Below are 20,479 nucleotides of genomic sequence, written 5' to 3'. Positions count from 1 at the left end.
CCGTAGGTCCAGGCGAACATCTGGGTCCCCGCCGTCAACCCGGCGACCGCTCCCACGGCCAGGCCAACCAGCCGCCCCTTCACGACGGATCGCCCGCGATGTCCGGCGGAGCCCCGGTCGTGGCTTCCAGCACAAGGAGGGCTGCGGCCTCCATCCGGCGATGATGGTAACGGCTCAGCGCGGCTTCGAGCGCCTGGATGTCCGCCTGGGCCAGAAGAGTGGAGATCCCGGCGGCTTCGTCGTCCAGGTCGGCGAAGACCTGTTCCTCCGCTCCTCTGATCTGGGCTAGGCGCGACGAGACCCGCCGAAAGGCGTCAAGGAGGGCGTCGCTTCCGCTGCTCTGGACCAGACGGTCGAGATCGCGATGGAGCATGGCCCGCGCGCCGTCCTCATCCGGCGTCAGCGCGGCCGGAAGGCCGCCTGTGCCTTCAAGGCTGAGCCTGAGGCAATGAAGGCGGAAGGCCAGGCGGTCACGCACCGTCGCCGTATCCAGTTGAAGGGTGACGTAGCCGCCGAGCGGGGCGCGTTCGACCAGGCCCGCGCCGGCCAGCCAGGCCAGGGCCTCGCGCACCGGCGTGGTCGACAATCGCAGGCGTTGCGCCTCCTCGACGATCACGACAGGCCGCCCCGCGCCATAGAGGCCCTGCTCCACGCGCAACCTCAGGCTGCCAAGCGCCTGATGGAACGGATCGCGGTTGCGGGTCACAATGTCACCTCCCCTCGGATCAAAAAACTATTGAACAGCGAGGCCGGGTTCTCCAATGAGTTGAGGGACACCAACGTTCTCTCGCGCCGAAGAACGTCGCCATCCCGCCGAACGCTGGCGGTGGACGCGCCGGAAAGCGGCGCGGTCTTCGTCGCTACACGTCGTTCCGGCCTCAACGGCTGCAATCACGGGGTGCAAAATGGATGCGGAAACGAAAGGCGTTCCGCCGGCCTCTACGCATGACGGCGCGTTGCTCTCATCGGCGATCCGGGCCGTTCGACGCCTGCGCGGCATGAGCTCGAGCGAAGTCGCCGACGCCATGAACATGCCGCTGCGCACCTACCAACGCTTCGAGGCGGGCGAGGCCCGTCATAATCCAGACCATATCCATCGCTTCGCCCGCGCTACTCGAAGCGACCCCCATGCTCTGGCGATGGCGGTTTCCATAGGAGCGCCTGAGCTCGCCGTTCTCACCGCCGACAACCAGCTCGTCACCTCCCTTACGGTCGGTCTCCAATCCTTCTACAGAACTCAGGGCGAGCGCATTGCTGATCTCGACGTCCGCACGATCGTCAGCGCGGTGACAGCAATGTTTGATCGATTGGCCGATGCGAGCGCGGCCCAGACCGAAGCCCTCGCCTGGATCCGGACGGGCCAAGACGCCCTCGCCAAGGCGCGCCCCAAGCCCGGCCGCTGAGCGACCGACGACGCAAGATATACTCCAGATATAGCTTCACCGACCGTCGCTCCGGGCGCTCTCTGGGTCCGCCACGATAGGTGGCGAATTGAACCAGGAGACTGACATGCAGACCCAAGTGCTGAAACTGGTGCGCGTCGGCAGCGCACAAGATCTCACCCGGCTGGAGATCCGCGGCGACTTCGTCGAAACGGCCGGCCTGTGGTCGAAATTCCCCATGTGAGACGCGCCGGGCGGCCGCCAAAGGCGGCCGCCCGGTTGCCGGCCCGGAGACCCGCCATGCCTCGATTACCGGAGATCGATCTCGCGCCCGGCGTGCATCTGGCGTGGGTGGATGAAGACATCGTGGTCCTGGATGTGAAGGCCGACGCCTATATCCTCATGGTCGGCGCCGCCGCCCTGCTGCATTCTGTTCGCCAAGGCGGGGGCGTTGCCGCGGAGCCGACGATTCTGAACGATCTCGCCGTCGCCGGGCTGACTTCAGCGACGCGCGAGCCCACTCGGCGCGCCCTCCCGCTGGCGACAAAAGCTCTCCGCCTAGCGGCTCCATCGTCGCGAGTTGTTCAGGCGCGAGCCTTCTTCAACGCTCTTTCGGGCACCTTCGCGTTCAAGCGCCGTTCGCTTCCCGCCTTGCTCCAGGCCGCTCGACGCCAGAACAAAAAGCCAGGCCGGCGCGATCTCGCCGCCGTTTTGCGCGAGGCGACCGCATTCGAAATCATACGTCCCTGGGCCCCCTTCGAAGGCGATTGCCTCCAACGGTCCTGGATGCTGCATCGTCATCTCCGCCAGCGCGGCCTGGACGCCGACTGGGTGTTCGGCGTGCGAACCTGGCCCTTCTTCGCCCACTGCTGGGTCCAGGTCGGAGACGCCGTCGTCGGCGATTCCCTCGACCGTGTCAGCGGCTTCACGCCCATCATGGCCGCCTGATGGGCGAGTTTCTTCTTTGCGGCCGGCGTCCGGACGATCCGAACGGCGAGCGTCTGTCTCGCGCGGTTCGGGACGAGGCGGAGCGTCTTGGCTATGTATCTCACGCCTTGTCATCACTGACTTGGCTGATCACCTGGGGTCCCCGCCCGCCGTCCATCCGTCAGATCGGCCCATGGACCCTGATCGGTGACATTTTCGACCGCAGACGTCCCGTCTTTCCCGCCGTCGATGACCAAGATCGTCGCGCCTATGACTTCAAACTCCTGGCGCGGATCTGGGGCCGTTTCGTCGGCGTCATTCTCAACCCGGCCGGGGCGGTCTCCGCAGCGCTGCGCGATCCCTCCGGCGCACGAGAAGCCGTGGTCTGGACCGCTCACGGCCTGACCTTCGTCGCGTCTGACGTCCCTGACGCCCTCATACGGACCGTCGCGGCTGACTGGCGGATTTCGGTCGAGCGGATATCCGCGGCGGTCAGGAACCCCCTTGCCCTCGGCGCCGAGCTCCTGCTGGACGGCCCTGTCGCCCTCCTTCCCGGCGAGATGCGGGATCTCGTCACAGACGAGACGACGACCCTCTGGAGCCCCGCGGCTCATATTCACCGCCCCGACCTGATCGCACTCACGCCGTCCGAGGCGGCCGCCCATCTCCGAGAGGCCGTGGACGAAGCCGTGGACGGCCTGGCCTCAGCGGCGGACGTCGTCGCCGCCGAGGTGTCAGGCGGTCTCGACTCCAGCCTGGTGGCGGCCGCGCTGCATCCGCGCCGCCCGGTCCGCCTCTGGCTCAACGCCTTTGGTCCCGGTCCAGGGGCGGATGAACGCCGCTTCGTCGATAGGCTCTCCGAACATCTCGACATCGAGGTAACGACCTTCGCTCGTCACGCTTCGCCTCTCACCCGTGAAGAACTCGAAGCCGCGCCGCAGCGCCTTCGCCCCTCGCTTGCCGCGCTTGATGGGGCCTTCGACCATGAATGGGCCGTCCGTTGCGCCGATGTTGGCGCCCAGGCCGTGTTCACGGGCAAGGGCGGCGACGGCATGCTGGTTCAGCCCGCGACGCCGGAAGTCTTCTTCGATCTTTGGAGACTGAAAGGTTGGCGCGCGCTCGCCTCACCCGATCTTGTCCAGCTGGCCCGCCTCAACGAGCGCTCCGTCTGGACTCTTCTGAGGGATGCACGACGCCGCGCACAGGCCGATGCAGCGCATCCAAGCCTAGGCCTTTTCGCCCCTCTCGGAGCACCGTCAGCTCCCCACCCATGGCTAAGAGACGCCGCTGCCTGGGGACCGGCCAAGACCGTTCAGGTCCTCAGCCTGCTCCAGGGCCACGGCCTCCATGGTCCCAGCCGGCTCACCGCCGCCGTCGACGTCTTCCATCCCCTGCTGTCCCAGCCCGTGATCGAAGCCTGCCTGGGCCTGTCGACGCCCCAGCTCACGCTCGGTCGGCGAGACCGCGCCCTCGCACGGCTCGCCTTCCAGGAGCGGCTCCCGCCAGAGATTCTCAATCGACGTTCAAAGGGGGAGCTCACCACCTTCTTTGGCCGGATGATCGCGGACGGCCTCGAGGACCTACGGCCCTGGCTGCTCGACGGACGGCTGGCCGCGCTCGGCGTTATTGACCGCGCCGCGACCGAGGCGATCCTGACACGTGACGCCCTGATCCGTCATGGGGGCTACCCGGACATCCTTGTCGCGGCCCTCTTCGAGGGTTGGGTGCGGGCTTGGGACCAAAGGCTTCAGGCCTGAAGCCCCGCTGGCTCCAATCGTTTCGTCCAGCCACCGGAAGATCTGACCGTGGAGATCGCGGAAATTGGCGGGGCTCGCCTTGCCGTGTCCCTCGCCCCAGTAGGTGACCAGGCGCACGCGCTTGCCCAGGCGATGCAGGGCGGAGAACATGACTTCAGCCTGCGTGGCCGGCACATAGTCCCCATCCGCCGTGATCAGCAGGACAGGCGCCGCAATGCAGGGCGCTCCCAGCATCGGGCTGGCTCTGGCGTAGGCGTCGGGCGCCGCCCATGGCGGAGCGCCCATCGCCGCCTGTCCGCGTTCGGTCGCGCCAATGGTCTGGTTCCATGTCGGTCCTTCGTTCGGCCAGAGCCGACTGACCGGCATGGGCTCTCCCCACTCGCTGAACGTCAGGGTCGGCGCTGACGAGGCGACATAGCTCCTGAACCGATCTGTGCGCGCCGCGACGCCCAGGGCGCCGTAGCCCCCGAAACTATGGCCGTAGAGGGCCAGCCGCGACCAGGGCAGGTCAGGCGCGGCTGCCATGGCGGCGTCGATCGCCAGGTTCAGCCCTGACGCAAAGTCGTCCAGCATCTCGGCGCGTTTGCTCTCGTCTTCCGCCGTCGTGCTGGCCGACAGGACGGCGTAGCCGCCCATGGCCAGGATCGGCGACCGCATGCCCGACCGCAGGCTCAGTGCGTCGCGCCAACGGCCGCTATCAACGCTCCCGGGGTAGAAGTTGACGATGACCCCGCGGATCGCCTCCGCCGGGACGCCCGGCGGCCGGTACAGGTAGCTGACCGTTGGGCGCCCAAGCCTATCCAGATGAGTAATCGCCGTGGGCTTCGCCAGCTCCAGGTCGGCGAAACCCGGGTTCAGCGCCTCGAGCATGCGCCTGCCGCTTGGCCCTTCGACCGTAAGGGTCGAGACCCCTTCCATGTCACAGGTCAGGAGGGCCCGTTCGCCGACCGCAGCCCGCACCCTGCTCTCGCCGCCGCAACGCTCCTGTGAGCGCCACAGCAGGCCGCCGTCATTCGTCACGGCCGCCAATCGTCCCTTCTCAAAAAGGGGCGACCAGGTCCGTCGGGCGGCGCTGTTCGCCCGGCTGCGCACCGTATCCAGCAAATTGACGGGTTCAGCGGATGTCAGGCCGCGCCCCTCATCCACGACGCGCGCGATCTCGCCTGTCGCCGACAGCCGCCAAAGGCCGCCGTCCGCGACAAGGATGACGAAGTCAGGCCCCACAGAAGTCAGTCTATCCGGGACTGAGGCAAGCCGCCGTGTCACGGCGACCGGCCCATCCGAATCCAAGCGCCACCAGTCGAAGCGTTCGCCGTCTCGTGGACGGGCGTAGAACAACAGGCGATCGCCAACCCAATCAACCCGGGCTGGTCTCAGGTCGTCGATCGTGCGCCCCTTCTCCCGGGGCTCCAGACCCGCAGTCTCGACGCTCCGCGTCACACCATCCGTCGACACGCGGATCAACCCGCCCTCCCGCCAGGTCTGACCGTCGCGTCGCGCCCAGACGACGACCTCGCGGGAGTCCGCTGACCAACGCAACAGGTTGGGCGCGACGTCCAGCGCGGTGTCCACGGCCATGGTGCGGCCAGTGGCGCTTTCCACAAGGACGAGCCGTCCGCGCCGCAACACCGCGCTCTGGACGGTCCTTTCCTCCGGCCGCAACGGCGTCGCCTCGCCCTGGGTCAGGACGGCCGTCCAGCGGCCGTTCGGAGAAGTTTGAAGGTCTCGTATCGGCGCCTTGAGCGTGCTGGTTGTCGCGCCGTCCTCGGCGCGCACCGTCATCAGGACCTGGGCGTCGACCGGATCGTCAGCCGATACGGCGGCGTCCCGACTGTCCAGAACCAGTCGCGAAGGCGTCCGTCCCTCGCGGCTGCGCCGCCAACGTTCGGCCTGGAGCTCGGCCCCCGGCGTCTGGAAGCGAAGCTGCCACGGGGTGCCGCCCTCGGGCCTGACGCTCAACACGAACCGGTCGGCGTCGAGCCAGCCGGCGCCCGCGCCGTTCAGCGGCATGTCCGGCGTCATTCCGGTCCATCGCACCTGAAGCGTCCTGGCGTCGGCGACCCCGGCCTCAGCCGTTTCACCGACCAGCCGATAGACGATGAGACGACGTCCGTCCGGCGACCAGGGCCCCAGCAGCAGCCCCTTCGCCCCGCCCGCCATAGGCCTCGGCGGGCTTCCTGCTTCGAGGTCCGCCACCGCCAGCATCCCTGAACTCCAGGCGGAACGCCAGTCGCGGTCGAAGCGCGGTCCCTGGTCATAGGGCCCCTGCCGCTCCCAGACGGCATAGCGCCCATCCGGCGACAGGGAGGAAGCCCCGAAGCTCGACATCGACAGGATGTCGTCGACGACGGCGGGCCGCTTCTCCGCCCTGCCCTCGCTCGCCCAAAGCAGGCATGCGAAGGCGATCCCCGCCACGGCGAGGGTGTTGCGCTTTGCCATGGCGGCCTACCAGCGCTTGATCAGCTGAAGGGAGATGACCCGACCAAGGGCGTCCGCGCCGCCAGGATCGAAGCCGACCCCCGCAGGGGAGTCGTAGAAGGGCGGATCGGCGTCGAAGAGGTTCTGGACGTTGAACAGGGCGCGGAGGCCGTCTCCAGCTTCCCACCCCAGTTGAAGGTCAGCTGTGTTCCAGGCATCGATCCTGGCGCCAGCTCGATCCTCATAGGCGGCGACATGGGTCCATGAGAAGCCCGCCGTGAATGGGCCTCCTGTCCAGGAAACGCCCGCACGTGACCGGAATTCCGCAGGATAGCCGATCAAGCCGCGCACCGAACGCAAAGGCGCCGCCGGCGTGGTCTGCTGATCATAGGCGAGCAACCAGGACCCGGAGACATCGAGGGAAAACTGCTGAGCGCCGATGATCAGGGGATAGGAGCCGGCGAAATCGATTCCCCGGACCTCGACAGCAGCTGCGTTGACCCATCGTCCATCCAGGATGGCGCCGTAGGCTTCCGGAGGATAGAGACCCGCTGCCGGAAAGCCGGGCGCATCGACATAGGACCGCACCAGGGCGAGGTCGGCGGGATCGTTCGCCGGATCGATCCGCCGCACGAAAGGTGCAAGCGACGGGTCCGTCAAAACAGCCTGGAGGTTCTCGCTGACGGGTTGGGTGATCCGGTCCGAGAACCGCGTGTCGAAGTAGCCGAGGCTCAATCGCGCGCCCCTATCTCCCGCATAGTCGAAACCGGCGGTCCAGGTCGTCGCCGTCTCCGGCCCGAGGTCGGGATTTCCTCCGTAGAGATAGACGCTCAGAATTCGCAGGCCGTCGCCGCGCGGCACGGTCGTCATCGTCGCCGCCGAGGCGTCGAACATCTGGGTCAGGGCCGGCGCCCGGAAAGATGTTCCGTAGGACGCCCGCAGGTTCCAGCCGCGCGCGGGCGACCAGACCGCCCCGATCTTCGGATTGGTCGTGGAGCCGAAGTCGTCATAGTCCTCGAACCGCGCCGCCGCCGTGAGTTCGAGACGCTCGACGCCCGGTCGGCGATTGGCGGCTCCCACCAGGGGGATGCGGACTTCCGCGAACGCCGCCAGGACAGACCGCTCATATTCGGGTTCGATAATCTCCTGCGGCGCCGTCGCTGAAAGCAGGTTGCGGGTTCTGGAGGCAAGGCTCTCCCGCCGGGCCTGGACCCCCACGGCCAGATCGAGATCGCCGCCCGGCAGTGTCATGAGCGGCCCGCTCGCGATCAGGTTCGCCGAGCCGGAGCGGCTCCGTTCCAGGCTGTGAGAATAGCCCTGGCTGATGAAGTCGAGGACCGCCAGGTCATTGGCCTTCCCTGCGCCGAACGGATTAAAATAGCCGTCTCGGCCAGGGCTGTAGGCCGTGTTCGGGTTGTCCGGAACATTCCCGAGCGCCTCGGCGAGGAAGGCGCTGTTGACGGCCTTGAAGATCAGGCTCTCGCCGCGCTCTTCCGCCAGGCCGAGATAGCCGTCCAAAGACCAGCCCGCCCCAAGGTCGTAGACGCCGCCGGCCGTGACCCCCAGGCTCCGCGAGCTCCCCTTCATCCGTGTCGGTCCAAGATCGCCGTAGAAGGAATAGGCGATCAGGTGGACAGGCGCGCCGTTGGGAGAAACGAAATACGGATTGGCGGCGGATACGGGAAACACCGTGCTCGTCGGCGCATTGTCCATGCCGTACGCACGATGGCTGAAGCGCAAGTCTGCGCTGGCTTCAAAGCGGTCGCCGACCGACTGCCGCACCCGCGCATAGAGGCTGTCGCGCCGTACATCCGGCATGAGGTCCGCGCCCGACAGCAGGGCCGTCCCGTTGGCTTCCCCGGCCGCGAAGTCGGCCGGGCCCTCTGCCGAACCCGAGGTGCCAAGTCTGATCGCCCATTGCGACGCGAAGGCGCCGCCGGACACCGCTACGATATTCCCCGGTGAAGAGAAGAGGCTGCGCCGGTCCGTCCCGCCAAACGGTCGCAGGTCTCCATCGGCCGTATAGGGCCGGTCGCGCATACTCAGCCCCTTGGTCGACTGGTGTTCGTAGGCCAGGTAGGCCACCCCGGTGTCCCACGAACGACCCGCCATATGGGAGACGATCGCCTCCTCGCCCCCGCCCTTCAGCGCGCCGATCCGCAGCCGGCTCTCCTGGCCGTCGAACTCACGCCGCATGATGATGTTGACCACCCCCGCCACGGCGTCCGATCCGTAGAGGGCGGACGCCCCGTCCAGCAGGACATCGACGCGCGCCACCGCCGCCGACGGCAGGGCCGAGGCGTCGGCGAAGGCCCCGCGCGATCCTGTCCCCGCCAGCCGACGGCCATTCACCAGGGTCAGGGTCGAACCGACACCCAGCCCCCGCAGGTTGATCCCCGTCGCCAGGGCGCTGTTGCCACCCGAACTATCCACGAACCCCAGCGCCGCCGCCGGCGTGCCCGACCCGGCGTAGTTCTGCGGCAGATCCGCGAGCACGTCCGCCACGGTCGCGCGACCCCGCCGATCCAACGCGTCGCGATCCAGAACCACGACCGGCGACGACAGGGGTCCAGAGCCGCGCAACAGGCTGCCGGTGACGACTACCTCCTCGAGCAGGGTGACCTCGTCGGTCGCGGCGTCAGCCGCGCCAAGAAAGATCACCCCGGGTCGGGTCTCCTTCCAGACCAGATCCGTGCCCGCTAGCAGTCGATCAAGGGCGACCGAGGGCGCATAGGCGCCGCTCAATCCGGCGGTTCGCTGTCCCGCCACCAGGTCGCTCGAAAACAGGATCTGCTGGTCGGATTGGGCCGCGAACAGGTTCAAGGCGTCGCGAAGCGAGCCGGCGGGAATGTTGAAGGCGCGCGTTTCCTGGGCGCAGGCGGGCGGGCTGGCCGCGAACAGGCAGGCCGCAATCGCGCTGGCGGACACTAAACTCAGACGTTTCATCTTCAGGACTCCCCACAACGCTCCATGGCGTTTGGGAAGAGATGGCTGAGCCCCCGAAAGACCCTGGCGCTCGCCCTCAGCTCATTCGTTCCGCCCCGCCAGGACGATGGTTCCGCCCGGTCCGGCCGAGGCCTTGAGGTCGAACACCTCGGTCGCCGTCGAGACGAAGGCGTCGCGATCTCCCGTCCTGAACACCCCGTTCACCGACGCCCGACCGGTCACCTTCTCGTCCAGTACAATCTTCTCCGGCAGGTAGCGGTTCACCTCCGCCACCGCCGCCCGCAGCGGGGCGTCCCGGAAGACGATGCGGCCGTCGACCCATCCCGTTTCCACGTCCACGTCCGCCGCCCTGGTGGTCACCCCCGCCTTGGTCACCTTGGCCTGCTGGCCGGCGGTCATGCGTTTCGCCGCGCCAGCGCTGTCAGCCACTTCCACGGCTCCGGACACTAGGACCACCTTCACGCCCGCCCCGTCGCGACGGACATCGAAGACCGTGCCGAGCGCCGTGACCCTGGCGTCGCCGGCCGCCACCACGAAGGGTCGGCTCGCGTCATGCGCCACCGTGAAGAAGGCCTGGCCTTCCTGCAGCTCGATGAACCGGCGATCGCCGTCGAACCTGACCCTCACCCGCGAGGCGGTGTCGAGACGGACCGACGAACCGTCGGCGAGCCGGACCACTCGCTCTTCGCCGACGCCTGTCGAAAAGACGGTTCGGGACTGCAGCCAGAAGCTGAAGCCCCCCGCGAGCGCCGCCGCCGCGCCGACGGCGGCCAAGCCCAGAAGCAGCCGTGGCGGCCGACGCTGCTGCGTCCGCCGCGAGAAGGCGGCGGAAAGCGCCCCGGTCACCTGGGAATCGCCCGCCAGTCGTGCCGTCCCCGACCAGACGGTTTCCACCCGTGCATAGGCCGCAGCGTTCGCGGGCGACTGACGCCAGGCGAAAAAATCTTCGATCGTGCGGGTGTCGACATTCCGGGCGCCCAGGCGTCCGTGCCACTCTGCCGCTTCGATATCGGCGGCGCTCATACGGGCCTTCGGGCCAGCCATGCGATGCCCCATCCTTAGCGTCGAACTTGGGCGGCGCAGCGCGCCAAAGCCCGCGTCATACGCCATTCGACCGTTTTTGGACTGATACCTAGCTGGTGGGCGATCTGACTGTTGGTCAGTCCGCCCACACGGGAGAGCAGAAAGACATCTCGGAGAGGTTGTGGCAAGTCGAGGACCATCTGCCGGAAGAAGACCGTCTCTAGCTGATCGGCGTCCTCATGCGACACCGTCGGCGTCACGGCCGCAAAACGTTCCGCCACCGCGCCGCGTCTCACCTGCCCCAGCGCCAGATTGCTGGCCACTCGCAGCAGGAAGGCCTTCGGGTGGCGAATGGCGTCGAAGCTGTCGAGCGCCGCCATCCGCAGCCAGGTTTCCTGGGTGATGTCCTCGCCGCTCTGGCTAGAGAACCGGCGACGGATCTGGGCCGACAGCCAGCGGTCGTATCGCGCATGCCAATCCGACAAGGTCTCGCCCTTCGAGACGTCGGTCCGCGCCGTCCCGTCCAAAAGGGCGACGTCGCGCTCCCCGCCCGCACCTCCCGCCTTGGCCATGCCCGTTCCTCCAAACGGCGTCAGGGGCGGCGAACAGCGCACATGGAAATCCTGCGGCCCCAAGCGGGGGCGTCCAGCGCAGCCCAAGGGAGGCGCCGATTCGCAACAGCTCGCGCACGCCGAAAGGCGCACTGCAGCTATCGTCATTGAGAAACATCGCAGGGGATTCCACGCCCCTATCGACCGAGGTCGACGCCGGAATCGTGGCTGATTTGATTCCACGGCGCAAGACCGTCCGCCCTCCTCCTCAAAAAGGAAGAGGGACGGGCGTTGGAACCTTGCGAGAAGGCCCGGAGGTTTCAGAAACGGCCCCACCGGCCGCCGGCTCTCGCCAGCGCCCCCCGGTCATCGGACCTGCGCCTATCGCTCCGGCGCCCGTGATCCCGAGCTACTGGGCGACATGCTTCGAGGCAAGGGCAAGCTCGCGCTCAGTGCTGAACTTGAGCCCTTCTTTCGGGGTCATCACTCGGATTTCCTCGCTGCCAACCGAGCAGCGAATGACGATGGCGCGTTCACCGAGCCACAAGACTCTTCCGGAGCAAGGCGTGTCAGGCCCAGCCAGTATCGGCAAGCCGCGCACCATTCCGCCCTTGGCGACATGTCCCGCCAAAACCGTCCCCGCATCGACGACCCAGACCGCCCATGGGAACGCCAAGACAACAGCGGCCACCTTCGCCCAAGACGGAAGCCGCTTGGAAATCATGGCGTCCCACGCAAGGCGGGACCCGCAAATGGCGGCGAGAAGCGCCGCCGGCAGACGTTCAAAACCTTCGTTCAATTGGAAGTACCAAACCACACATCCCAATAGCGCGCTCGTCAGCCCCACCCTGGACAAGACGCCCCATACCTTGCGCGGTGAACGGCGCCCAATGACGCCCGCCATCAATAGAGGGAATCCAATCGCCGCCAGGGCCAGGAAGCCGAACATAAAGCCTGGCACGACTGCGTCGGTCGGCGTGACCAACAGCATGGATGACAGATTCCATTCGCCAAAGACGCCAGCGAGAAAAATGTGGGTGCAAAAAAATGCGGCGATGGTGAGAAGCGGCAAACCGACCAGCAGCCCGTTGCCGATCCGCTTCAAAAAGGCTCTCTGCTTATCTCTCGGCTTATCTCTCGGCTTATCTCTCGGCTTATCTCTCGGCTTAACTGTCCGCTTAACTATCCGCTTCAAATTCGCCACCCCTTTTGCGAGCGCGGGGGCTAGCGCAATGTGAGGATTCGACCAAGAGGCGTCTGTGGCTGACCCGCTGGGCAGTCAGAAATGGGGTGCGGGCGTGGAATCCTCCGATGGAGAGGCGCGCTTATTCGACGACGGCCGCGTCCGATGCACGACGGGCGCACATCCCCCGGACCAGAGCCGTCCTCTATTCACGACAACCCGCTGCCCAAAGGATAGCGCTGACGGCGATAGAATCTCAACAGGGGGCAAGCTAGTCCCCGAACCCTCGGCGGCAACCACGCCGCCCGCCAACGACGCTCAGGCCCCGCGACGCATCCAGGCCATGAACAGGCTGAACAGCAGCCCGTTGCGCGCGGCGCGGACACGGCGCGCGTGACGCCCCTTGCCGACAAAGACTTCGAAGCCCGTCAGCCTGCTCGCCTGGCTCATGGTTTCAACCTTCTCGCGGGGTGATTCCGCCTGCGCAGTCTGAAGCGGGACGCGATTCTCTCAAAGCGCTCCACCGCCTCGCCGGCACTCTCTGCTTTGGCTGTGACAATAGAGCAGCTTAACAGCACCTTGCCGTCGCCCGCCCAATCGTCGAGACTCATCCACATGAAGAAGCCTCTCAGGGAACTGCCGGCCGGCAAGCGGCGCGAACTGGACCATGCGGTGGCCATCCTGCGCGAGACCTTCGCCAGCACCGTGGCGACCCGCAAGGCGCCGCGCCTGCGCGATGGCAAGATTCTGAAGATCATCCTGTTTGGCAGCTATGCGCGCGGCGACTGGGTGCACGACCCCGTCGGCCGATACTTCTCGGACTTCGACCTACTGGTCGTCGTCGATCATGATGACTTGACCGACCTGGAGTTCTGGGAGGCCGCCAACGAACGCCTCCTGGGCGAGATCGCAACGGGCAGCCAGTTGCGCACCCCGGTGACCTTTATCGTCCACAGCCTGGACGACGTGAACCAGAAGCTGGAACTGGGCCGCTACTTCTTTACCGACATCCTCCGCGACGGCGTCGTCCTCTTCAGCGAGCCCGGCGTCAGCTTCGCCAAGCCGCAGCCGCTCTCGCGGATCACCGCCCTGAGCGAAACCCAAGAGTATTTCGACGAATGGACTGAGAGCGCCGCGGAGCTCATTGATCTAGCCGACACTGCCCGCTCGCGTGGCTACAGCAAGAAAGCCGCCTTCTTGCTCCATCAGGCCACCGAAGCTCTCTACATAGGCCTGATGCTGGTGCTCACCCTGCATTCGCCCAAAGCTCACAACCTAGTTCATCTGCGCAAGCTGACCGAGCCACTCGTTCCCCGCTTGGCCGAAGTCTGGCCCCACGAAACCAAGTTCGAAAAGCGTTGCTTCGAACTTCTGCGTGCCGCCTATGTGAAGGCCCGCTACTCGAAACACTACAAAATCACCGACGAGGAACTGGCCTACCTCACCCAGCGCATCGCCTTCCTCCGCGACATCGTCCGCGAAGCCTGCGAAGTGCGGCTGACAAATCTTAGAAGCGACGTATCGGGCGCGCACTAGTCTCCAATGCGCTCCCCACTACGCAGCTGTGATACGACTGTGTTTGGTTGGTGCCACGCAACGGTAGACCACGCTTAGGCGAGTGCGAGCTTCAAGCTTCAGCGTTGCCTTTAGCGGAACGGCGAAATATGGGGTTCGGCTTGGCCGCGAGGCTTCGCAACCGAGAACCTCATTGGCTAAACGATCAATCACGGATCAGGAGATCGCCCTGATTAAGGCCATGCTGGCGCGTAGCATGGCGAACAAGGACATCCAGTTCTACTTCAATCGCCAAGACCGCCCGGTGAATTCAGGTCGTATCACCGGGATCAGGAAGGGCGCCTATGGGAACTCCCGTTCGATCCCGGCAGCGAGCCCGGCTGACCTCGACAGGTTCTTGGCGGTCTTCAAGTCGCCCGAGATGTCTGGCGCAGCGACGCCGTCTGAGTCCAAGCTCCCTCTAGACCCCATCGTCATCGCCGCGCTTTTCAAAAGAGACACGGACGGTCGTCACCGCCTGATCGATGGGGAATCCGATACTCGTGAGTGCAAGCTCGGCTTCGGCCTTCGGCACAGCCATCTATGGATAAAGGCCGTGGCTGCTCTGGCGAATAATCGCGGAGGCTATCTCTTTTTTGGCGTTGCCGACGGCGGGCACAAGGGCGACGCTGGAGAAGACCTGAGCCATGCCGTAGTCGGCATGGGAACGGACGAGTTCAGCAATATCGACCCGGCTGTGGTCACAGGAAAATTGAAATCGATCCTGGACCCAACACCCCGCATTGAGATGGCTTCCGTCGAGATTGGGGGCATCAAAATCGGCGTCATCCACGTCGAACAGCACGCCAGTCGCCCAATCATCGCCCAGAAGACCGAGGGAGACAAAATCAAGGAAGGCGACATCTTCTATCGCTATCCAGGTCAGTCTGCTCGCATCAAATACAGCGATCTACGAGCGATGCTGGATCAACGTGACCGCCTAGCCAGACTTGATGTGATGCCTATGGTCGAGCGGCTTCTCGCGCTGGGTCCGCAGCGGGCTCTGGTCGCCGATCTTGAGGAAGGCGTGCTAGCGAATGGGCACGGACGTATCGTAATCGACCCGGAGCTACTCAAGAACATCAGCTTCATCCGAGAGGGCAACTTCGATGAGGTGGCGGGCGCACCGACCTTGAAGCTGATCGGCGAAGTGGTGCCTGTCGATCAGAATGACATTCGAAGCCGGGGGGTGCTAACCGACGATGTCTTCTTGCGTAACTTCTTGGCAGGTCAGACTATTTCGCAGCCAACCGAGTACATTCGCTACGCCGCTGTGGGAGGTCGGGCCGCCTGGCTTCCCATTGGATATTTCGCACAGAAGGCCGGACTATCACGACGGGCCGTACGGGAACTGGTTGCGAGCTTGCCTGGCAATACGGCTCAAAAGAAAGTTCTTCTTGCCCGGATCGACAAGGCTGACGGGGCAAAGAAGGACTACGCGGGCTCGCCGAAAACCATCGTGAAGAAGCTGATGGTGGGGCAGATCGTTGAACCGACAGATGCAAAGACAGCGGCCAGCATTGCCCAAGCAATATGCGGCCTGAAGAAGGAAGGCCCCCTGCTGCTAGCGGATCTTCTTGGTCTGCTCGGTCGTTGCCTTGCCGCCATCGACACTGAAGGACGAACCCCCGCCCTCAGCTCGGCTCGCCGTGCGGCGTGCCGTATCGACGAACTGTACTTCCCACTGACCGACTAGAACCGCCGATCGTTAGGCAGGCCCAGCGGTGGTTTCCGCGGCAAACGTCGGCTTCTGGCCAGGGTGCAATGCGCGCTTCAGGTGGAAACCTCCCCCTATCCCCTGCCCGCCTTCCGCCTCAACCTAGCGGCCGCCTCCTCCGCCCAGAGCGCCCGAAACCGCAACAGCAGCGACGCCCCGATCCAGGATGCCAACCGCGACCGCTCATGCAGCCGTCGCGCCCGACCTTCCAGCCGAACCGCCCAGAGCCGTTCTTCCTCAGGCGTCATCCAGCTTCACTCCTTTGGCCACGATCTGAAGCGCACCGTCGGGCAGCGGACGCTGCAGGGCCTTCGCCTCCTCCCATGGTGACAGCATCCACTGCTCAAGCTCCCAGTCTTCCGTCAGGATGACCGGCATGGCCTTGGGGTGGACAGCCTCCACCTCGGCGTTCGGCCTGCAGGTCAGGAAGGCGAATGCGTCGATCGTCTCGACGCCGGTCCTGATCTTCCGAACTCCGGTCCAGTCCCGCCGCCATATCCCGGCGAAGAAGGACAGCGGGCGATCCTCGCCCCGCGCGAACCAGATGTCGCCGCCTGCCTCGCGATTGAACTCGCTGAAGCTGGTAAAGGGCACCAGACAGCGGCTGGCCAGCGCCAGATGCGGCGCCCAGTGCGAGCTGGCGAGGTTGCGGACATTGGTCACGCCCTTGTCCGGCTCCATCTTCAGCAACTCGGCGAAATCCACGCTGCCGCCCCGAGCGCGAAGCTTGTTTGCGCGAGCGCTCGCCGCTTCGAAGACGACCTGCGCCGGCGACGGCATGCCCCAGCGCGCCATCACCAGTTCGCGCACCCCGTCCTCGCCTGTGCAGATGATGGGCGTCGGATAGTCCGGAAATATCCCCGGCATGGGCGCCAGGTTTCCGGTCAGATCGCGCATGGCCCGGGCCGCAGCGCGGATTGCGGCCTGTCCCTTCGTCTCCGAGTAGAGATTGCACATCGGTCGAGCCTCTCACGCAGAACGCCGCTTGTGGAGTCGCCGGCTAGCGCGGCCATTTCGGATGTTCAGGCCGCTTGACGAAGGGATCCGGCAAGACCCGGCGACCGGCCGAGTCCGTCCCGCTCCAGATCTCGGGATTGCCCGTCCAGTCGATCGCCGCCGTCCGTACGGCGTCAAAGGCGTTTACGACCGAGACATGCTCCGGCGTGGCGGGCCGCAGCTGGATCATCAGCACTTCGAGGATGTCCCGGGCCTCCTTAAGACGGGCCAGATCCATTCCGTTCGGGCGGGCGCGACGCGGCGTCCTCATGCCAGGACTCCTGCCTCAAGGGTGCGGGGCGCCTGCTCCAGCAGCGTCCAGAACAGACCGGTCTGCTGACCGGGCGGCGTCCCCATGAAGATCATCCGTTCGCTACATCCCATGCGGCGGCACCGGCACGACTTGCCGAACAGGACCAGGTCCGGCCCGTTGAGGCGGACCACCAGATCCAGATCGATGCGCAGATCCAGCTGGCAGGCCTGGCAACGGGCCATGACCACCCAGCCCCGCTGCCGCATCTCCGACACCGACACCGGCGTGGCCAGATGATAGGACAGCGGCCGGTTCTCATTTGCGAAACCCCATGGCCTAGTGCGGTCCGGCGGCCCCGGTCGCGGCGGTCAGCCGCTCGAAAAGCGCCCTGCCCTTGGCCGCCGCGTCGGGCGATATCCGCGCCAGTTCTGCCGCGATCCTGGACTGCATGTTCAGCAGCACCGGATCGGCGCGCGCCGCCTCTCCGTATTGCCAGAGCGCCATCAGGCTCCCGAGCATACGGTCCTCGCCCGTCGGTTCAGTCTTCGACGGCGCCGACCGTCCTTCAATCGTTTGCATGGTGCAGCTCCCGTTCAGCCGACCGACCCGTCTCCATTCTAGGACGGCGTTCACATGCTCACAACTGATAAGTTCCTATTTTGTTCTCATCCTGTGGAGAACGACGACAGGACCGCCCGGCGCGACATTCACCTCGCCCCTACCGTCGGCGGTCGCCTCAGGCGGCCTTGGCCGAGACGACGGCTTCGACGACATGGGCCCGGTAGAGGACGGCCAGCAGGTCGGTCTGAGTGATGATGCCCTTGAGAACCCGATCCTCGTCGACCACCAGGGCCTCATGCACGGCCCCGCTCGACAGGACCGGCAGGATAGCTTCGATCGGGGTATGTAGGCCCACGACATAGGTCTCCGGTGCCACAAGTTGGCCGACCGGCCGAACCCCGCCGGCCAACAGCTCAGCCCGCCTGACCAAACCGAGCACACGGCCTCGTACATCAACGACCGGCGCCGTCCTCAGGTCGTGGGCCCGCAGCCTGGCCAATGCGATCTCGGCGCTCTCCCCCGCGAACAGGGAAATCACGTCCCGCGACATGATGTCGGCGCAGGGGATGGCGGCATGGAGACGCCGATGCGCCTGGAGCTCGACCTTGCGAAACAGGGCGTCGAGATCGTCGTGGTTCACGTCCAGCAGCTCGCCGTACTGCGCCATGACCTGATCGAGGTCGGTCCGGGTGAACCCGAAACGCTCGCCCGGGGGACGGTCGCTGGTGCGGTGGGGGCTCAGGGCCTGCGTCACGCGACGCGGATAGGCGTGGCCGGTCGCACGGCCATAGAGGCTCGCCGCGACGACCAGGAGGACCGAGCAGAGGCCGACTGGGACGAAGGGATAGTCGAACCCGAGCGGCGTCGGCGACGAGGCGGCGAGCGCCGTGCTTAGGGCTATGGCGCCGCCGGGCGGATGCAGGCAGCCGAGCAGGCTCATGACGAAGATGGCCACGCCTACGGCCACAGCGGCCGCCAGCAAGGGGTCCGGTATGAGAATCCCGCAGACCACACCAACGAAGGCCGACAGCATATTGCCTCCGATGACCGCGCGCGGCTGCGCCAGCGGGCTGGCAGGCAGGGCGAAGACCAGGACGGCCGACGCCCCGATCGGTGCCGCCAGCAGCGGCGAAAACGAGATCTGCCCCTCGACCAGAATACGCGCCAGCACACCGGAGACCGCGATCCCAAGCGCGGCGCCCAGGCTGTATCGGACAGCCTGGCCACGGGGGACCGACAGGCCTGCCGCCAGGAGGTTTTTAAGGGAGGAAAACACGGCCCGCTTCTGCCCGAGCAGGACGGCGGCCTCAAGGCAGATGAACTGCCGTCAACTGGTAGAGAATCTCACTTCGCGACCGCCAAGCAACGCGAGGCTCTGGCAAAAAGGGCCGACCGTCACGTCAACCCGCAGTTGTTCCAGACGCTCAGGCATGAGGCATGGCGTCTGCCCGCTCCTTGTCGATGCTCACGCGCCAAAGAGACTTCTGCAAAGGCAGGAATGCGCCATGAGCGGTCATTCTCTTGTGGCCTGATAACGGACGTTGGACTTGGGCCAGAAACTCTCATGCGATCGCTAGCCTGAGGCCGGATGGCCCTTCTTACGGCCCAGGAAGTCGATCAACGTGGTCTGAGACCACTGCACCCGGGTCGGGCCGGTCGCGGTGTACTGGCCGTCGACGACGTGCACGTGGGTGACGCCCGTGAAGAGGCTGGCATCGACAGGATGGAGGGCTTTGGGATTGTGGTAGAGGGTGATTTCGTCCCACCAGGTCTCCTGATAGCCGGGATCCTCCACATCGGCTTTGAACGGGGTTTCAGTGATCTCCCAGGCCTCCGGGTCGGTCAGCATTCCGCTGCGCACTAGGCTGACCCAGGCGTCGCCGAATCCCGCGCGCGCGCCCATCCGGTTGAATTTCGAGATCGTTCCGGCGTTGCTGAACAGGACCGCAGAGACGTTCTCGGCCCCGGGCTGGCTGAAAAAGTCGGTCGGCACGCGCTTGTCGCCGACGACATGGTCTTCGCCGGGCATGAAGATCTCGATCAGCCGGTTTTCGGCATCGGCCGTGGTGATCGCTTTCAAGCCGTAGAGGTACTGTGGCAGCGCCCGGTAGGACCAGCGCATCGAGGCCGGCGCGTGGAAGTCAGCCAGGGCCAGAACGAAGGGATGGCCGCTGACATGCGGCTTTTCCCAGTCCGCGCGCTTTAACTTCGAATAGAGCGGCGAGCCGAACTTCTGGGCCATGTCGTGGTCGATGTAGTCGTCGATCCGGCTAGGCGGGTCCGGCGGCGGGCCGGCTGCCATGGCGGCGACATAGGGATCGCGAGCACTGACCGTGGTCGCCTCCACGAATATCCGCGCCTTCCGCTTGCTTAGCCCGAAATCGGGCGCGGCATAGCTCTGGTCAATCTCGAAGCCCAAGGCGCGAAAGGCGCACCACAGATAGAGCTCCCAAGTCCTCGCGCTGTAGCCTGCTGTCTGGAATTCCTTGACGAAATGGCCGTCCTGGTTCGGAAACCAGCGGGCGATCTCCTGAAGTATTTCCCGGGCGGCGGCTTGTTCAAAGCTGTCGCGCACGAACACGAACGCGTCGTGCAGCCGCGTGGCCCCGGCCGCCGGCGCAAACAGATCGACACCCCGTGAAGGCGGCGGCGCCTCCACGTGGACCGGCGGGGTCTGGGCTAGGCTTTGGCCAAAGTCGCGCTGCAGGGCCGCCGCCGCGGCGCGGGGCGAGGGGTACATCACCGAGCGCTCAAAGCCGCGATAGCGGCCTTGCTGATCTCGGGCGAAGGCCACGCAAAAGAACTCTCGAGTAGCGTTGAGGTGGAGGATTGCGGCCAGGATGCGCTCGTCGACCGTCGCCCAGGCCGATTCCAAGCGACAATCCTCCTCCATCCCCGCAGGCCGCCCCCAGAGCGTTAGCGCCTCGAACCTTGCTAGCGTCATGAGCCGAAAGTGACCGCTGATCGGACCAAGTTCACCGTCGAGGTGGTCGTTGACGCCCGGATTCGCTGTCGTCATGCGCGCTGCTCCCCTGTTGACCTTCATAGCGTCCTCCAACCCCTTTCGCGCGCTGGTCTTTCGGCCCGCTCAGATCAAGTGGCGTCAAGCCCTGGTCGGCGCGGATCCCGCAACCATATCGTGACTTGCCGATGCGTCGTGGGCTTCGATCGTCGGTCGTGACGAAGCTTCGCTATCGCCCTAACATGCGGC

Annotated in this window: 17 protein-coding genes and 1 pseudogene; 5 read left to right on the top strand and 13 right to left on the bottom strand. The window is 65.8% G+C overall.

Annotated features, from left to right (window positions below):
* Window positions 1–79: 79 nt before the first annotated feature.
* Window positions 80–706: a GntR family transcriptional regulator gene (locus tag HX774_RS12670; protein ID WP_218650411.1), complete on the bottom strand. Its 627-nt coding sequence runs from the start codon at window positions 704–706 to the stop codon at window positions 80–82.
* Between the two features lie 199 nt (window positions 707–905).
* Here HX774_RS12670 and HX774_RS12665 point away from each other — a divergent pair, with 199 nt between their 5' ends.
* The 3 genes from HX774_RS12665 (at window position 906) to HX774_RS20110 (ending at window position 4,066) form a co-directional block, all read left to right on the top strand.
* A complete protein-coding gene (locus HX774_RS12665) occupies window positions 906–1,403 on the top strand; it encodes a helix-turn-helix domain-containing protein (protein WP_178827234.1) in 498 nt (165 codons plus the stop codon).
* A gap of 201 nt (window positions 1,404–1,604) precedes the next feature.
* Entirely contained in the window at window positions 1,605–2,330 is a 726-nt protein-coding gene (locus HX774_RS12660; protein ID WP_178827233.1) for a lasso peptide biosynthesis B2 protein, read from the top strand.
* A 107-nt stretch (window positions 2,331–2,437) separates the two neighbouring features.
* On the top strand, window positions 2,438–4,066 hold the full coding sequence (locus tag HX774_RS20110) for an asparagine synthetase B family protein (protein ID WP_255500439.1): 1,629 nt from the start codon (window positions 2,438–2,440) through the stop codon (window positions 4,064–4,066).
* Window positions 4,067–4,090: 24 nt separating this feature from the next.
* On the opposite strand, the pseudogene HX774_RS20105 reads toward HX774_RS20110, so the two are convergent.
* From HX774_RS20105 to HX774_RS20100, 6 genes and pseudogenes are all read right to left on the bottom strand, one after another.
* Window positions 4,091–4,591 (bottom strand): annotated as a pseudogene (locus HX774_RS20105) (alpha/beta hydrolase family protein); the annotation flags it as partial.
* A 1,920-nt stretch (window positions 4,592–6,511) separates the two neighbouring features.
* Window positions 6,512–9,430, bottom strand: a complete 2,919-nt coding sequence (locus tag HX774_RS12650; protein ID WP_178827231.1) for a TonB-dependent receptor — start codon at window positions 9,428–9,430, stop codon at window positions 6,512–6,514.
* A gap of 81 nt (window positions 9,431–9,511) precedes the next feature.
* On the bottom strand, window positions 9,512–10,474 hold the full coding sequence (locus HX774_RS12645) for a FecR domain-containing protein (protein ID WP_178827230.1): 963 nt from the start codon (window positions 10,472–10,474) through the stop codon (window positions 9,512–9,514).
* Between the two features lie 14 nt (window positions 10,475–10,488).
* The gene (locus tag HX774_RS12640; RefSeq protein ID WP_178827229.1) at window positions 10,489–11,025 is read right to left on the bottom strand and encodes an RNA polymerase sigma factor; all 537 of its coding nucleotides are present in this window, start codon (window positions 11,023–11,025) and stop codon (window positions 10,489–10,491) included.
* Window positions 11,026–11,413: 388 nt separating this feature from the next.
* The gene (locus tag HX774_RS12635; RefSeq protein ID WP_178827228.1) at window positions 11,414–12,109 is read right to left on the bottom strand and encodes a hypothetical protein; all 696 of its coding nucleotides are present in this window, start codon (window positions 12,107–12,109) and stop codon (window positions 11,414–11,416) included.
* Between the two features lie 396 nt (window positions 12,110–12,505).
* Window positions 12,506–12,637 (bottom strand): hypothetical protein, encoded by a 132-nt coding sequence (locus tag HX774_RS20100; protein WP_255500438.1) that lies wholly within the window; start codon window positions 12,635–12,637, stop codon window positions 12,506–12,508.
* Window positions 12,638–12,802: 165 nt separating this feature from the next.
* Here HX774_RS20100 and HX774_RS12630 point away from each other — a divergent pair, with 165 nt between their 5' ends.
* Both HX774_RS12630 and HX774_RS12625 read left to right on the top strand, forming a co-directional pair.
* Window positions 12,803–13,723 (top strand): HEPN domain-containing protein, encoded by a 921-nt coding sequence (locus HX774_RS12630; protein ID WP_178827227.1) that lies wholly within the window; start codon window positions 12,803–12,805, stop codon window positions 13,721–13,723.
* Between the two features lie 235 nt (window positions 13,724–13,958).
* Window positions 13,959–15,437 (top strand): ATP-binding protein, encoded by a 1,479-nt coding sequence (locus tag HX774_RS12625; protein ID WP_178827226.1) that lies wholly within the window; start codon window positions 13,959–13,961, stop codon window positions 15,435–15,437.
* 258 nt (window positions 15,438–15,695) lie between these two features.
* On the opposite strand, the gene HX774_RS12620 is transcribed toward HX774_RS12625, so the two are convergent.
* The 6 genes from HX774_RS12620 to HX774_RS12595 form a co-directional block, all read right to left on the bottom strand.
* Window positions 15,696–16,415: an SOS response-associated peptidase family protein gene (locus HX774_RS12620; RefSeq protein WP_178827225.1), complete on the bottom strand. Its 720-nt coding sequence runs from the start codon at window positions 16,413–16,415 to the stop codon at window positions 15,696–15,698.
* Between the two features lie 43 nt (window positions 16,416–16,458).
* Window positions 16,459–16,725 carry a hypothetical protein gene (locus HX774_RS12615; RefSeq protein ID WP_178827224.1) on the bottom strand — a complete coding sequence of 89 codons (267 nt, stop codon included), beginning with the start codon at window positions 16,723–16,725 and terminating at the stop codon, window positions 16,459–16,461.
* Entirely contained in the window at window positions 16,722–16,973 is a 252-nt protein-coding gene (locus HX774_RS12610) for a hypothetical protein (RefSeq protein ID WP_178827223.1), read from the bottom strand. Before HX774_RS12610 ends, HX774_RS12615 begins: the two co-directional genes overlap by 4 nt.
* 70 nt (window positions 16,974–17,043) lie before the next feature.
* Window positions 17,044–17,286: a hypothetical protein gene (locus tag HX774_RS12605; RefSeq protein ID WP_178827222.1), complete on the bottom strand. Its 243-nt coding sequence runs from the start codon at window positions 17,284–17,286 to the stop codon at window positions 17,044–17,046.
* Window positions 17,287–17,443: 157 nt separating this feature from the next.
* On the bottom strand, window positions 17,444–18,544 hold the full coding sequence (locus HX774_RS12600; RefSeq protein ID WP_178827221.1) for an HPP family protein: 1,101 nt from the start codon (window positions 18,542–18,544) through the stop codon (window positions 17,444–17,446).
* Window positions 18,545–18,841: 297 nt separating this feature from the next.
* Entirely contained in the window at window positions 18,842–20,314 is a 1,473-nt protein-coding gene (locus HX774_RS12595) for a hypothetical protein (RefSeq protein ID WP_178827220.1), read from the bottom strand.
* Window positions 20,315–20,479 lie beyond the last annotated feature (165 nt).

Source organism: Brevundimonas sp. P7753 (genome assembly GCF_013386595.1).
Classification (GTDB): Bacteria; Pseudomonadota; Alphaproteobacteria; order Caulobacterales; family Caulobacteraceae; genus Brevundimonas; species Brevundimonas bullata.
Note: the sequence above shows the minus strand (reverse complement) of the source record. Positions and strands in the feature narration are given on the sequence as shown.

Bases quoted from the DNA above. Each gene is read 5' to 3' on its own strand.
- HX774_RS12645 (WP_178827230.1), bottom strand. From the start codon at position 10,474: ATGGCTGGCCCGAAGGCCCGTATGAGCGCCGCCGATATCGAAGCGGCA.
- HX774_RS20100 (WP_255500438.1), bottom strand. From the start codon at position 12,637: ATGAGCCAGGCGAGCAGGCTGACGGGCTTCGAAGTCTTTGTCGGCAAG.
- HX774_RS12665 (WP_178827234.1), top strand. From the start codon at position 906: ATGGATGCGGAAACGAAAGGCGTTCCGCCGGCCTCTACGCATGACGGC.
- HX774_RS12595 (WP_178827220.1), bottom strand. From the start codon at position 20,314: ATGAAGGTCAACAGGGGAGCAGCGCGCATGACGACAGCGAATCCGGGC.
- HX774_RS12640 (WP_178827229.1), bottom strand. From the start codon at position 11,025: ATGGCCAAGGCGGGAGGTGCGGGCGGGGAGCGCGACGTCGCCCTTTTG.
- HX774_RS12650 (WP_178827231.1), bottom strand. From the start codon at position 9,430: ATGAAACGTCTGAGTTTAGTGTCCGCCAGCGCGATTGCGGCCTGCCTG.
- HX774_RS12630 (WP_178827227.1), top strand. From the start codon at position 12,803: ATGAAGAAGCCTCTCAGGGAACTGCCGGCCGGCAAGCGGCGCGAACTG.
- HX774_RS12625 (WP_178827226.1), top strand. From the start codon at position 13,959: ATGGCGAACAAGGACATCCAGTTCTACTTCAATCGCCAAGACCGCCCG.
- HX774_RS12615 (WP_178827224.1), bottom strand. From the start codon at position 16,725: ATGAGGACGCCGCGTCGCGCCCGCCCGAACGGAATGGATCTGGCCCGT.
- HX774_RS12610 (WP_178827223.1), bottom strand. From the start codon at position 16,973: ATGCGGCAGCGGGGCTGGGTGGTCATGGCCCGTTGCCAGGCCTGCCAG.
- HX774_RS12620 (WP_178827225.1), bottom strand. From the start codon at position 16,415: ATGTGCAATCTCTACTCGGAGACGAAGGGACAGGCCGCAATCCGCGCT.
- HX774_RS12605 (WP_178827222.1), bottom strand. From the start codon at position 17,286: ATGCAAACGATTGAAGGACGGTCGGCGCCGTCGAAGACTGAACCGACG.